14 protein-coding genes are annotated in these 12,946 nt (G+C 64.8%); all 14 read left to right on the forward strand.

What is annotated here, in order from left to right; genetic code table 11:
* The first annotated feature begins 91 nt into the window (after positions 1 to 91).
* Complete coding sequence (locus ACEN9P_RS21825; protein ID WP_495620443.1) at positions 92 to 784, forward strand: YfgM family protein; 693 nt, start codon at positions 92 to 94, stop codon at positions 782 to 784.
* Complete coding sequence (gene bamB / locus ACEN9P_RS21830; RefSeq protein WP_495620444.1) at positions 781 to 1,935, forward strand: outer membrane protein assembly factor BamB; 1,155 nt, start codon at positions 781 to 783, stop codon at positions 1,933 to 1,935. Before ACEN9P_RS21825 ends, bamB begins: the two co-directional genes overlap by 4 nt.
* 31 nt (positions 1,936 to 1,966) lie before the next feature.
* Entirely contained in the window at positions 1,967 to 3,310 is a 1,344-nt protein-coding gene (gene der / locus ACEN9P_RS21835; RefSeq protein WP_074574081.1) for a ribosome biogenesis GTPase Der, read from the forward strand.
* A 69-nt stretch (positions 3,311 to 3,379) separates the two neighbouring features.
* Positions 3,380 to 3,631: an RNA chaperone Hfq gene (gene hfq / locus ACEN9P_RS21840; RefSeq protein WP_007871209.1), complete on the forward strand. Its 252-nt coding sequence runs from the start codon at positions 3,380 to 3,382 to the stop codon at positions 3,629 to 3,631.
* A complete protein-coding gene (hflX, locus tag ACEN9P_RS21845) occupies positions 3,628 to 4,809 on the forward strand; it encodes a GTPase HflX (RefSeq protein WP_477701065.1) in 1,182 nt (393 codons plus the stop codon). Before hfq ends, hflX begins: the two co-directional genes overlap by 4 nt.
* Before the next feature lie 57 nt (positions 4,810 to 4,866).
* A complete protein-coding gene (hflK, locus tag ACEN9P_RS21850; protein WP_477661667.1) occupies positions 4,867 to 6,285 on the forward strand; it encodes an FtsH protease activity modulator HflK in 1,419 nt (472 codons plus the stop codon).
* 11 nt (positions 6,286 to 6,296) lie between these two features.
* Complete coding sequence (gene hflC, locus ACEN9P_RS21855; protein WP_007871219.1) at positions 6,297 to 7,199, forward strand: protease modulator HflC; 903 nt, start codon at positions 6,297 to 6,299, stop codon at positions 7,197 to 7,199.
* A gap of 6 nt (positions 7,200 to 7,205) precedes the next feature.
* The gene (locus tag ACEN9P_RS21860) at positions 7,206 to 7,394 is read left to right on the forward strand and encodes a DUF2065 domain-containing protein (protein ID WP_477661668.1); all 189 of its coding nucleotides are present in this window, start codon (positions 7,206 to 7,208) and stop codon (positions 7,392 to 7,394) included.
* Between the two features lie 117 nt (positions 7,395 to 7,511).
* On the forward strand, positions 7,512 to 8,702 hold the full coding sequence (locus ACEN9P_RS21865) for an ATP phosphoribosyltransferase regulatory subunit (RefSeq protein WP_495620445.1): 1,191 nt from the start codon (positions 7,512 to 7,514) through the stop codon (positions 8,700 to 8,702).
* 54 nt (positions 8,703 to 8,756) lie between these two features.
* Positions 8,757 to 10,100, forward strand: coding sequence for an adenylosuccinate synthase (locus tag ACEN9P_RS21870; RefSeq protein WP_495620446.1), 1,344 nt, complete (start codon positions 8,757 to 8,759; stop codon positions 10,098 to 10,100).
* Between the two features lie 89 nt (positions 10,101 to 10,189).
* The gene (locus ACEN9P_RS21875) at positions 10,190 to 10,714 is read left to right on the forward strand and encodes a phosphoribosyltransferase (RefSeq protein WP_074574087.1); all 525 of its coding nucleotides are present in this window, start codon (positions 10,190 to 10,192) and stop codon (positions 10,712 to 10,714) included.
* Positions 10,715 to 10,870: 156 nt separating this feature from the next.
* Entirely contained in the window at positions 10,871 to 11,350 is a 480-nt protein-coding gene (locus tag ACEN9P_RS21880) for a hypothetical protein (RefSeq protein ID WP_495620447.1), read from the forward strand.
* Between the two features lie 126 nt (positions 11,351 to 11,476).
* A complete protein-coding gene (locus ACEN9P_RS21885; RefSeq protein WP_495620448.1) occupies positions 11,477 to 12,667 on the forward strand; it encodes a PLP-dependent transferase in 1,191 nt (396 codons plus the stop codon).
* Between the two features lie 79 nt (positions 12,668 to 12,746).
* Positions 12,747 to 12,932, forward strand: coding sequence for a hypothetical protein (locus ACEN9P_RS21890; protein WP_477661673.1), 186 nt, complete (start codon positions 12,747 to 12,749; stop codon positions 12,930 to 12,932).
* Positions 12,933 to 12,946: the final 14 nt, after the last annotated feature.

Below are 12,946 nucleotides of genomic sequence, written 5' to 3' on the forward strand. Positions count from 1 at the left end.
GCCGGCCGCGCCCGGCGGGGCGCCTCTCGCTGGCCTCTACAATCACCCCAACTCAATCCGCGCCGTCACCGGGCAGAACAAGAAGACTTTTATGGCAAAACACCTCGATTTGGAAGAACAGGAACAGCTTGACGAGCTCAAGCACTTCTGGAAACAGTACGGTGACATGATCACCTGGGCGCTGATTGTCGTGTTGGGCGCCTTCGCGGCCTGGAATGGCTACCAGTACTGGCAGCGCAACAAGGCGGCGCAGGCCGCGGTCATGTATGAAGAGGTCGAGCGTTCCGTGCAGTCGGGCGACGTCGCCCGCATAGACCGTTCCCTGGCCGACATGAAAGAGCGTTTCAGCGGAACCGCTTATGCCCAGCAGGCCGGCTTGCTGGCCGCCCGGGCCTACTACGACAAGGGCAATGTCGACGCTTCGCGTGCCGCCCTGAACTGGGTTGCCGAAAAAGCCTCCGACGAGGGCTACCAGGCCATCGCGCACCTGCGCCTGGCGGGCCTGCTGCTCGAGAAGAAGGCCTACGACGAGGCGCTCCAGCAGGTTTCGGGCAGCTTCCCCAAGGGATTCACGGCGCTGGCCGCCGACCGCCGCGGTGACATCTTCGCCGCCCAAGGCAAAAAGGCCGAGGCCAAGGCGGAATATGAGAAGGCCTACAAGGAGCTCGACGAGCGCGCCGAATACCGCCGCCTCGTCGAAGTCAAACTCAATGCGCTGGGTGTAGACCCTGCCGCGCAGGCCAAATCCGTAACCGCAGCATCGACTACCGAGGTGAAGAAATGATCCGTCCGTCCTTCAGGCCCCTGGCCCATGCCGTGCGAGTGCCGGCCCTCATCCTGCTGGCCGCCACCCTGGGTGGCTGCTCGATGTTCGGCAGCGGCCCCGCCAAGCCGCAGCCCGCTGAACTCCAGCCGGTGACGGCCCTGGTGTCGGCCCGCCAGACCTGGACCACGCGCGTCGGGCAGGTGAATTTCCCGCTGGATACCGGTGTTGCCGGCAACAGCGTCGCGGTGGCCAGCGGCGACGGCACCGTCGCCCTGATCGACGCCCAGACCGGCCGTGACGTCTGGCGCCTTGCCCTCAATACGCCTTTGGCGGCGGGCGCCGGCAACGACGGCAAAGTCGTGGCCGTGGTCACCAAGGCCAATGAAATCGTCGCCCTGCAGGACGGCCGCGAACTGTGGCGCCAGAAGCTGGGCGCCCAGGCCTTCACCGCGCCTTTTGTGGCCGGCGCGCGCGTGTTTGTGCTGGCGGCGGATCGCTCGGTCAACGCCTTTGACGGGCAGACCGGGCGCAAGCTCTGGACCCAGCAGCGCCCCAATGAGCCCCTGATCCTGCGCCAGTCCGGCGTGATGCTGGCCGTCGGCGACACCCTGGTGGTGGGCCTGGCCGGCCGCCTGGCGGGCCTGAATCCTTCCACCGGCAGCATCCGCTGGGAAGCCCCGATCGCGACGCCGCGCGGCATCAATGACGTGGAGCGCCTGGTCGACCTGGTCGGGCACGTCAGCCGGCAGGGTGACGTCGTCTGCGCGCGGGCCTTCCAGGCCAGCGTCGGCTGCGTCAACGCCGCGCGCGGCAACCTGCTCTGGACCAAACCCGCCAATGGCGTGCAGGGCCTGGACGGCGACGACCGCTTTGTGTTCGGCGCCGAAGCCGACGGCAATGTGGTTGCCTGGCGCCGCACCGACGGCGAGCGCGCCTGGACCACGGACCGCCTGCGTTACCGCAGCCTGACCGCGCCGCTGGTCGTGGGGCGTTCCATTGCCATCGGCGACTTCAGCGGTTACCTGCACCTGTTGTCGCGCGAAGACGGCTCCCTGCTCAACCGCCTGCCCACCGACGGCACCGCCATCGCCGCCACCCCCGTGCTGGTGGGTAATACGCTGATTGCCGTGACCCAGGGCGGCGGCGTTTACGGCTTCCAGCCCCAATAAAGGGCCTAGCGGCCCCGCCAGAAACTGATTGATGAAACCTGTCATTGCGCTAGTCGGCCGCCCCAACGTGGGCAAGTCGACGCTTTTCAACCGGCTGACCAAGACGCGGGATGCGATCGTGGCCGACTTTGCCGGCCTGACGCGGGATCGTCATTACGGTAACGGCAAGCTGGGCCCGCACGAGTACATCGTGATCGACACCGGCGGCTTCGAGCCCGACGCGGCCTCCGGCATCTACAAGGAAATGGCCAAGCAGACCCGTCAGGCGGTCGCCGAGGCCGATGTGGTGGTGTTTGTGGTCGATGCCCGCGCCGGACTCAACGCGCAGGACCACGACATCGCCAAATACCTGCGCAAGCTGGGCAAGCCCACGGTGCTGACGGCCAACAAGGCCGAAGGCATGACCGAAGGCGTGCAACTGTCCGAGTTCTTCGAACTGGGCCTGGGCGAGGTGCTGCCGGTTTCTGCCTCACACGGCCAGGGCATGCGCACGCTGGTCGACACGGCCCTGGCGCCGCTCAACCTGCCCGACCCGGAAGAAGAGCCTGAGCCGCAGGACCCCTCCGTCATCCGCCTGGCCGTGGCGGGGCGCCCCAATGTGGGGAAATCCACGCTGATCAACACCTGGCTGGGCGAAGAACGCCTGGTCGCCTTCGACCTGCCCGGCACCACCCGCGACACCATTTCGGTGCCGTTTGAGCGGGCAGGGCAGAAGTACGAGCTCATAGACACCGCCGGGCTGCGCCGCAAGGGCAAGGTTTTTGAGGCGATTGAGAAGTTCTCCGTCGTCAAGACCCTGCAGGCCATTGAAAACGCCAATGTGGTGCTGCTGCTGCTGGACGCCACCCAGGGCGTGACCGACCAGGATGCCCACATCGCCGGCTATATCCTGGAAAGCGGCCGCTCCGTGGTGGTGGCCGTCAACAAGTCGGATGCGGTGGACTCCTACCAGCGCGAGCTGCTGGAGCGCTCCATCGAAACCCGGCTGGGTTTTCTGAAGTTCGCCTCCATCCACGCGATTTCGGCCATCAAGCGCCAGGGCCTGGGCCCGGTCTGGAAGTCCATCGTGCAGGCCCATGCTTCGGCCAACCGCAAGATGTCCACCCCGGTGCTGACCCGTCTGCTGCTCGAAGCGGTGCAGTTCCAGCAGCCCCAGCGGTCCGGCGTGTTCCGCCCCAAGCTGCGTTACGCCCACCAGGGCGGCATGAACCCGCCCATCATCATCATCCACGGCAACTCGCTGGAACATGTCACCGAGTCCTATAAACGCTACCTTGAAGGGCGTTTTCGCAAGGAGTTCGACCTGGTCGGCACCCCCTTGCGCATCCAGATGAAAAGCTCGCACAACCCCTTTAAGGACAAGGAATCGGCCTAGGACTACATGACCCGGCGCGAGCGCTGTGGTAAGGTCAGGTTCTATTAACTTTTGAACACGGAAAATATCGTGAGCAATAACAAAGGCCAGCTCTTGCAGGACCCATTTCTCAACACTTTGCGTCGCGAGCATGTTCCTGTCTCCATCTATCTCGTCAACGGGATCAAATTGCAGGGCCAGATCGAGTCTTTCGATCAATACGTGGTTCTGCTTCGCAACACCGTGACCCAAATGGTCTACAAGCATGCGATTTCCACCATCGTTCCCGGCCGCGCGGTGAATTTCGCGACCAGCGAGTCTGAAGAAAGCCCCGCCAGCTGAGTTCGTCCGATGCTCCGGTGAAACCGAAACCCCTTGTGCTTCTCGTGGGGGTGGACCTCGGTTTGCCGAACTTTGATGCTGACCTGCAGGAACTGGGTTTGCTCGCGCAAACAGCGGGCCTGCAGCCGGTTGCGCGCGTCACCTGCAAGCGCAGGGCGCCCGACGCCGCGCTTTTCATTGGCAGCGGCAAGGCCGACGAAATCAAGCTGCTGGCGTTGGACACCGGCGCCACCGAGGTGCTGTTCGACCAGTCCCTGAGCCCGGCGCAGCAGCGCAACCTCGAGCGCCACCTGGACATGCCGGTCAATGACCGGACCCTGCTGATCCTGGAAATCTTCGCCCAGCGCGCGCGCAGCCACGAGGGCAAGCTGCAGGTCGAGCTGGCCCGGCTGCAATACATGTCCACGCGCCTGGTGCGCCGCTGGTCCCACCTGGAGCGGCAAACCGGCGGCGCCGGTGTGCGCGGCGGCCCCGGTGAAAAGCAGATCGAGCTTGACAAACGCATGATCGGCGACGCCATCAAGCGCACCAAGGAGCGCCTGGCCAAGGTCAAAAAGCAGCGGCAAACCCAGCGCAAGCAACGCGAGCGCCGCAATTCCTTCACCATTTCCCTGGTCGGCTACACCAACGCGGGCAAGTCCACGCTGTTCAATGCGTTGGTCAAGGCGCGCGCCTATGCCGCCGACCAGCTGTTCGCCACGCTGGACACCACCACGCGCCAGCTTTACCTGGGCGACGCCGGGCGATCCGTCTCGCTGTCGGACACCGTGGGTTTTATCCGCGACCTGCCGCACGGCCTGATAGACGCCTTCGCCGCGACCCTGCAGGAGGCCGCAGACGCCGACTTGCTGCTGCATGTGGTGGACGGCGCCAACCCCGACTACCTCGAGCAGATCGAGCAGGTGCAGCGCGTGCTTTCAGAGATAGGCGCGGCCGAAGTGCCGCAAATACTTGTCTTCAACAAGCTGGACGCCATTGAAAAGGACAACATGCCCCTGCAACTGCAGGACATGTTCGAACTCAGGGACGCGTTTGAGGGCTCCAGCCGAAGCGCTGAACGGGTGTTTGTGAGCGCCCGGACAGGCGAGGGCCTGCCGCTTCTGCGCGCCTTGCTGGCTGCCTACGCGGCCCATTCGCCGGCCGAGGAAATCCCCCTGGCCGCCGAGGACCTTGCCTGATATGGCGAATTCATTAGGCACAATGTCGGTGTAATGAAAAAAAGTGAGTTTGATCCCATGAATCTGAACCCCGTGCTGCAGACTTTGACGACCTTGCCGGGCCGGCTCAGGCAACGCGCCCAAGGCATGTTCAACCTCAATGATCCGCGCTGGGGCCGGGACGACGACAAGGCCTCGTCCGACGACAGCAAGCCGGAGGCGCCCCGGGACGACAAGCAGCCGCAGCGTCCCCCCAACCGTCCGCAAGGGCAGGGCCCCAACCAGGGACCGCCCGACCTCGACGAGCTCTGGCGCGACTTCAACCGCAAACTCGGCGGGCTTTTCGGCGGCGGCAAAAACAACAACCCCAACCGCGGCGGTTTCGGCCGCGGCAATGGCGGCGGAAATAACGGGGGCTTCCAGCCCGACATGAAAAGCGCCGGCATAGGCGTCGGCCTGATCGCCAGCGTCGCCGTGCTGATCTGGCTGGGCACCGGCTTTTTTATTGTCCAGGAAGGCCAGCAGGCTGTCATTACCCAGTTCGGCAAATACCACTCCACCGTGGGCGCGGGCTTCAACTGGCGCCTGCCTTATCCCGTGCAGCGCCACGAGATCGTCGTCGTCACGCAGATCCGCTCGGTGGACGTCGGCCGCGACGTCATCATCAAGGCGACCGGCCTGCGCGACTCGGCCATGCTGACCGAGGACGAAAACATCGTCGAGATCAAATTCGCCGTGCAGTACCGCCTGAACGACGCGCGCGCTTACCTGTTTGAAAGCAAGGATCCGGCCGCCGCGGTGGTGCAGGCCGCCGAGACCGCCGTGCGCGAAGTCGTCGGCAAGATGAAGATGGACTCCGCGCTCGCCGAAGAGCGCGACCAGATCGGGCCGCGCGTGCGCGCCCTGATGCAGACCATCCTGGACCGCTACAAGGTCGGCGTGGAAGTGGTCGGCATCAACCTTCAGCAAAGCGGCGTGCGACCGCCCGAGCAGGTGCAGTCGGCTTTCGACGACGTGCTCAGGGCCGGCCAGGAGCGCGAGCGCGCCAAGAACGAGGCCCAGGCCTACGCCAACAACGTGATCCCGCGCGCGGTCGGCTCCGCCTCGCGCCTGAAGGAAGAGTCCGAGGCCTACAAGGCCAAGATCGTGGCGCAGGCCCAGGGTGACGCGCAGCGCTTCCGTTCCGTGCTGGCCGAATACCAGAAGGCGCCCCAGGTCACGCGCGACCGCATGTACACCGACGCCATGCAGCAGGTGTATACCAACGTCACCAAGGTGCTGGTCGAGTCGCGCCAGGGCAGCAACCTGCTGTACCTGCCGCTGGACAAGATCATGCAGATGACGGCCCAGGGCGATGCCGCCGTTTCAGGCGAGACCCCGCTGATCCCCGGCTCGGCTTCGTCGTCCACGGTGCCCGCCGCGCCCACCTCCAGCCTGCCACCCATCGATGCCCGTTCGCGCGATTCCGCCCGCTCGCGCGACCGTGAAACACGCTAAGGAAGACGATCGTGAATAGAGTTGGATTTATTGTTTCCTCGCTGCTGGTCGTCCTGGCATTGCTCAGTTCCACGCTGTTCGTGGTCGACCAGCGCCAGTTCGGCGTGGTCTATGCCCTGGGGCAGATCAAGGACGTGGTCACCGAGCCCGGCCTGCACTTCAAGATGCCGCCGCCTTTCCAGAACGTCTCGTACATTGACAAGCGCCTGCTGGTGCTCGACAGCGTCGACGCCGAGCCCATGCTGACGGCCGAAAAGCAGCGTGTCGTGATCGACTGGTACGTGCGCTGGCGCATCACCCAGCCCAGCGAGTACATCCGCAATGTCGGCCTGGACGAAAAAGCCGGCGCCAACCAGCTGAGCCGCGTGGTTCGCAACGCCTTCCAGGAAGAGATCAACAAGCGCACCGTCAAGGACCTGCTCTCGCTCAAGCGCGAAGCGCTGATGGCCGACGTCAAGCGCGAAGTGCTGCAGGCCGTGCAGGGCGCCCAGCCCTGGGGCGTGGACGTGGTCGACGTGCGCATCACGCGCGTGGACTATGTGGAAGCCATCACCGATTCGGTCTACAAACGCATGGTGGCCGAGCGCCAGCGCGTGGCCAATGAGCTGCGCTCCACCGGCGCGGCCGAAGGCGAAAAAATCCGCGCCGACGCCGACCGCCAGCGCGAGGTGACCATCGCCAACGCCTACCGCGACGCGCAGAAGGTCAAGGGCGAGGGCGATGCCGAAGCCGCCCGCACCTATGCCGAGTCGTTCGGCCGCGATCCGCAGTTCGCCCAGTTTTACCGCAGCCTGGATGCCTACAAGGCCAGCTTCAGCAAGAAAAGCGACGTGATGGTGCTGGACCCGTCCTCCGACTTCTTCAAGGCGATGCGCGGCCCCGGCTCAGGCAGCGCCGCACCCGCCAAAAAATAAGCCGGCGTGGACGGCAACACCTTCTGGCTGGCACTGGCCCTGATGCTGGTCATCGAGGGCCTGTTGCCCTTCATCTCTCCCGGCGGCTGGCGCCGCATGTTCGAGCAGATCCTCACCCTGGGCGACGGCCAGATCCGCTTCTTCGGGCTGTGCAGCATCGCGGCGGGCGTCGTCCTGCTGGTGCTGCTGAGCTGATTTCACATCAACAGTCCGGGCACTATTTCTCTCCGGGGGCCTTATCAGCCTCCGGCAAGCCGAAAACCGGCCTCAAGCCCGGTAAAATGCTGTTTTTAACAGCCCACGAAAATCACAATGCCCGCCTGGTCGTCATCATGGCAATTGCCCGATCAAATTGCCGATGTCCTGCCCTCCGAGGCGCGCCACATCGAAGAGCTGCGCCGCCTGTTCCTGGACACCGCCCGCAGCTACGGCTATGAACTCGTCATGCCGCCGCTGCTCGAGCACCTCGAGTCGCTGCTGACCGGCACCGGCGAAGCGCTGGATTTGCAGACCTTCAAGCTGGTCGACCAGCTCTCCGGCCGCACCCTGGGCCTGCGCGCCGACACCACCCCCCAGGTCGCCCGCATCGACGCCCATTTGCTCAACCGCAACGGCGTGGCGCGCCTGTGCTACTGCGGCCCGGTGCTGCACACCCGCGCCGACCGGCCCCACGCCACCCGCGAGCCGCTGCAGTTCGGCGCTGAAATCTACGGCCATGCCGGCCTCGAGGCCGACCTCGAAGCCCAGCAGCTGGCGCTGCAGGGCCTGAAGGCCGCTGGCGTCACGGCATTGAGCGTCGACATGGCCGACGTGCGCATCGTGGGCAGCCTGCTGGCCGGCGCCACCGTCAGCGCTAAGACCCTGGCCTTGATCCACACCGCGCTGGCCGCCAAGGACGCGAGCGAGCTCGACAGCCTCACCGCCAGCCCCAAGGACGGTATTTCCGCCGAAGCGCGCGCGGGACTGAAAGCCTTGCTGCAGCTCTACGGCGACGAAAAAGTCCTGGCCGAGGCCGAAAAAGCCTTGCCGCCCTCGACGGGCCTCAAGGCCGCGCTGCAGAACCTCCAATGGCTGGCCGCCCACACCCGCGGTGAAAGCGGCGAAGTCAAGGTCAGCTTCGACCTGGCCGACCTGCGCGGTTATGCCTATTACAGCGGCACGCGCTTTGCCATCTACGGGCAGGGCGCCGAACTGGCGCGAGGCGGCCGCTATGACGAGGTCGGCGCCGTGTTCGGCCGCAACCGCCCGGCGGCCGGCTTCAGCCTGGACTTGAAGGAACTCGTCAGCGTGCTGCCGCCCCGGCCCCTGAAGGCCGCCATACGCGCGCCCTGGAGCGAGGACGCCGGCCTGCGCGCGGCCATCGCGCGCCTGCGCGCCGGCGGCGAAACCGTGGCCTGCGTGCTGCCCGGCCACGAACACGAAGTCAACGAATTCGATTGCGACCGCGAACTGGCCAACGCTGCCGGTCGATGGGTGGTCCAGCCCCTGAAGAAAGCCGCGTGAGGGCCCCGTGCCCCCGTCCGGCTTGATCCCAACACACCTTAACGAGAATTGAAGATGACAAACAAACAAACCGCAGACGCGGGCCGCAATGTCGTGGTCGTGGGCACCCAGTGGGGCGACGAAGGCAAGGGCAAGCTGGTCGACTGGCTGACCGAGATGTCGCAGGGCGTGGTGCGCTTCCAGGGCGGCCACAATGCCGGCCACACGCTGGTCATCAACGGCGTGAAGACCGCGCTGCACTTGATTCCCAGCGGCATCATGCGCCCGGGCGTGAAGTGCTACATCGGCAACGGCGTGGTGCTGTCGGCCGCCAAGCTGTTCGAGGAAATCGAAGGCCTGGAAAAAGCCGGCGTTGAAGTGCGTTCACGCCTGCGCATCAGCGAGGCCTGCCCGCTGATCCTGCCTTTTCATGCCGCGCTCGACATCGCGCGCGAAGCCTACCGCGAAAAGGGCGGCACCACCAAGATCGGCACCACCGGCCGCGGCATAGGCCCCGCCTATGAGGACAAGATCGCCCGCCGCGCCCTGCGCGTGCAGGACCTCAAATACCCCGACCGCTTCGCCGCCAAGCTGCGCGAACTGCTGGAGCTGCACAATTTCGTGCTGACCGGCTACCTGCACGCGCCGCCCGTCGACTTCGACACCGTGTACGCCGAAGCCATGCGCCATGCCGAGCTGCTCAAGCCCATGATGGCCGACGTCTCGCGCGAACTCAACGACGCCCACCGTGACGGCGCCAACCTGCTGTTTGAAGGCGCGCAGGGCACTTTGCTCGACGTCGACCACGGCACCTATCCCTATGTCACCTCCAGCAACTGCGTGGCCGGCAACGCCGCCGCCGGCGCCGGCGTGGGCCCGGGCATGCTGCACTACATCCTGGGCATCACCAAGGCCTATTGCACGCGTGTGGGCGGCGGGCCGTTCCCGACCGAACTCGACTGGGAAAAACCCGGTACCGTGGGCTACCACCTGAGCACCGTGGGCGCCGAAAAAGGCGTGACCACCGGGCGCAGCCGCCGCTGCGGCTGGTTTGACGCCGCGCTGCTCAAGCGCTCGGCCCAGGTCAACGGCCTGTCGGGCCTGTGCATCACCAAGCTCGACGTGCTCGACGGCATCGACGAGCTCAAGCTGTGCACCGGCTACGAGCTCGACGGCCACATCACCGACATCCTGCCCATGGGCGCCGAGGACATCGCGCGCTGCAAGCCGATCTACGAAACCCTGCCGGGCTGGAGCGAAAGCACGGTCGGCGTCACGGAATACGCCAAACTGCCCGCGGCCGCGCAAAAATACCTGCACCGCATCGAGGAAGTGACCGGCGTGCCCATCGACATGATTTCCACCAGCCCGGACCGCGACCACACCATCCTGCTGCGCAACCCCTACGCCGCCGCTTGAGTGGATACGGGCCGCAGCTTTAGCCAAACAGCCCGCGGCCCAAACCGGCGCAGGCAGCGAATACACCAGGAACATCAGGAGCGCCACCCATGTTGACAGAAGACGGCAAGCATCTCTATGTGAGCTACGACGAATACCACAACCTGATCGAAAAACTGGCCATCAAGATCCACCAGTCCGGCTGGCAGTTCGACACCATCCTGTGCCTGGCCAGGGGCGGCATGCGCCCCGGCGACATCCTCTCGCGCATCTTCGACAAGCCGCTGGCCATCATGTCCACCAGCTCCTACCGGGCTGACGCCGGCATGACGCAGGGCAACCTTGACATCGCCCGCTACATCACCACCCCCAAGGGCGAGATCGCCGGCAAGGTGCTGCTGGTCGACGATCTGGCCGACACGGGCCACACCCTCAACGCCGTGATCCACCAGCTCAAGAACAACTACAAACCCATCACCGAGCTGCGCAGTGCCGTGATCTGGACCAAGGGTGTTTCCACCTTCGAGCCCGACTACTCGGTCGAACTGCTGCCCACCAATCCCTGGATTCACCAGCCGTTTGAAGGCTATGACTCGCTGTCACCCGCGCAGTTGATGGCGAAGTGGAAGATTTAACGGTAGCGGTTCAATCGGTATGACATCGGCCAGCGCCGTATGACGCCAAGTCCGCCAGCCTTGCCGTCCGCTGACGGGCCGCAGCACTGGAGAGCCCTCCGGACCGGGGAAACGAAGTACTGGCTTCTTCCCATTTTTTTTTCGTTAATGGCTGGCATGGGTGCTTTCCTGATGGCCCTGGGCCGGGCGGCACAGTATCAATGGTTGTTTCTGACACTCTCTGGTTGCGGTGTACTGTGCCTGCTCTTCGGCTTGTGGGCGGTGCTGGGGGCTCTCCAGTACAGCGATTTCAACCTGGACGTCAATCAAAAAAGCAAGCGCATCCGCAAGTGGAAAACTTCGGCCTTTAGTCTTCGAAGAAGTGTCGACGAATACCCTTACGATGATTTTCGTGCCGTTCGGTCGATGCAGGAAATCGATGACGACGTCCGCTGGGTAGTGGTGGAACTGCTGTTCAAGGCAGACAAACCGGCCCTTGAGATAGGGCGCTTCAGCCCGGTGTCAGGCGGCTCATCCTATTGGCAGAGAATTGAGAAATCACTGCGCGGCCATCGCGCCGAAAGTCCAGGAGCCGCAAGCTTGCGCCAGGAATTGGCGAAGGCTATGGGCATCACGAATGCAGGCTATTTCGAATGAGTGCGCGCCGCCCGTCGTGATGCGCGGTCCGCGCCTCAAGATGGCAAACCCATGGCGCCCTGACAGCCTACGGGCGTTGCCAGCGGGGCATTGAGCCAGACCGGAAAACTGCCGTAATATCGCTGCATGAGCGATTCTCCATCCGGCATTTCCACCACCCTGATCCACCATCCCTACAAGCCGCCCGCCGGGTTTGACGCAATTCCACCTGGGGTTTACAAGGCCTCCACCATCGCCTTTCCCACCGTCGCCGCGCTGCGCAGCCGCGACTGGAAGCACAAGACCGGCTACACCTACGGCCTGCACGGCACGCCGACCACCTTCACGCTGGAAGAGCGCATCGCCACGCTCGAAGGCGGCAAGCATTGCACGTTGGTGCCCAGCGGCCTGGCGGCGGTGGTGCTGGTCGGCATGGCCCTGCTCAAGGCCGGCGACGAGCTGCTGATCCCCGACAACGCCTACGGCCCCAACAAGACCTTCGCGCAGGGCGAGCTCGCCGCCTGGGGCATCAGCCACCGTTTTTACGATGCAATGAACCCGGCCGACCTGGCCGCCAAGCTGGGCCCGAAAACCCGGCTGGTGTGGATAGAGGCGCCGGGCTCCATCACGCTGGAATTCCCCGACATGCCGGCGCTGGCCGCGGCCGTCAAGGCGCACAAGAACGCGCATCCCGCAGGTATCGTGACCGCGCTCGACAACACCTGGGGGGCCGGGCTGGCCTTCAATGCCTTCGACCTGGGCCTGGACATCTCGGTCCAGGCCCTGACCAAATACCCCAGCGGCGGCGCCGACGTGCTGATGGGCTCCGTGGTTACGCGCGACGAGGCGCTGCACCACCTGGTCCATTTTTGCCACATGCGCGTCGGCTACGGTATAGGCGGCAACGATGCCGAACTGGTGCTGCGCGGCCTTAACAGCATGGCCTTGCGCTACGCCGCCCAGGACGCCGCCACCCGCGAACTGGCCGCCTGGCTGGCCGGCCGGCCGCAAATCGCCACCGTGCTGCACCCGGCCTTGCCCGGCTCGCCCGGCCATGAAAGCTGGAAACGCGATTGCACAGGCGCGGCCTGCCTGATGAGCGCGGTCTTCAAGCCCGAGTTCAGCCCCGAGCGGGTGGACCGCTTTTGTGACAGCCTGAAACTGTTCAAACTGGGTTACAGCTGGGCCGGGCCCATGAGCCTGTGCGCGCCTTACGACATTCCGGCGCTGCGTACCACGCCCTGGCCCCACAAAGGCGGGCTGGTGCGGTTTTCGGTGGGGCTGGAGGCCGTGGCCGACCTGCAGGCCGACATCGCCCAGGCCCTGGAAAAAGCCTGAGCCAAAGCCGTATCAAAAGCCTGGCGTTGCCTGACGGCAATGCAGTACAGTAAGGGTTACCTCCTTACGAAAGCACGCAGTGGCAACTCCCAATTACTCTTACGAAAAGCGCCAGAAAGAGCTCGCGAAAAAACGCAAAAAAGAAGAAAAGCTCAAGCGCAAGGCGGAGGGCAAGCAGGATGATGCGGCCGACGACGGGAACGATGTACCGCCCGCCGACGGCGACGCGCCGGCCGGTGTGCCACCCACCGACCCGGCGCCCTGAACTTTCAGGCTTGA

This window comes from Polaromonas sp. Polasp52, assembly GCF_059491565.1.

Coding starts and splice junctions, on each gene's coding strand:
- ACEN9P_RS21865 (WP_495620445.1), top strand. CDS start 7,512: ATGCCCGCCTGGTCGTCATCATGGCAATTGCCCGATCAAATTGCCGAT.
- ACEN9P_RS21875 (WP_074574087.1), top strand. CDS start 10,190: ATGTTGACAGAAGACGGCAAGCATCTCTATGTGAGCTACGACGAATAC.
- ACEN9P_RS21880 (WP_495620447.1), top strand. CDS start 10,871: ATGGGTGCTTTCCTGATGGCCCTGGGCCGGGCGGCACAGTATCAATGG.
- ACEN9P_RS21825 (WP_495620443.1), top strand. CDS start 92: ATGGCAAAACACCTCGATTTGGAAGAACAGGAACAGCTTGACGAGCTC.
- ACEN9P_RS21885 (WP_495620448.1), top strand. CDS start 11,477: ATGAGCGATTCTCCATCCGGCATTTCCACCACCCTGATCCACCATCCC.
- der (WP_074574081.1), top strand. CDS start 1,967: ATGAAACCTGTCATTGCGCTAGTCGGCCGCCCCAACGTGGGCAAGTCG.
- bamB (WP_495620444.1), top strand. CDS start 781: ATGATCCGTCCGTCCTTCAGGCCCCTGGCCCATGCCGTGCGAGTGCCG.
- ACEN9P_RS21870 (WP_495620446.1), top strand. CDS start 8,757: ATGACAAACAAACAAACCGCAGACGCGGGCCGCAATGTCGTGGTCGTG.
- hflK (WP_477661667.1), top strand. CDS start 4,867: ATGAATCTGAACCCCGTGCTGCAGACTTTGACGACCTTGCCGGGCCGG.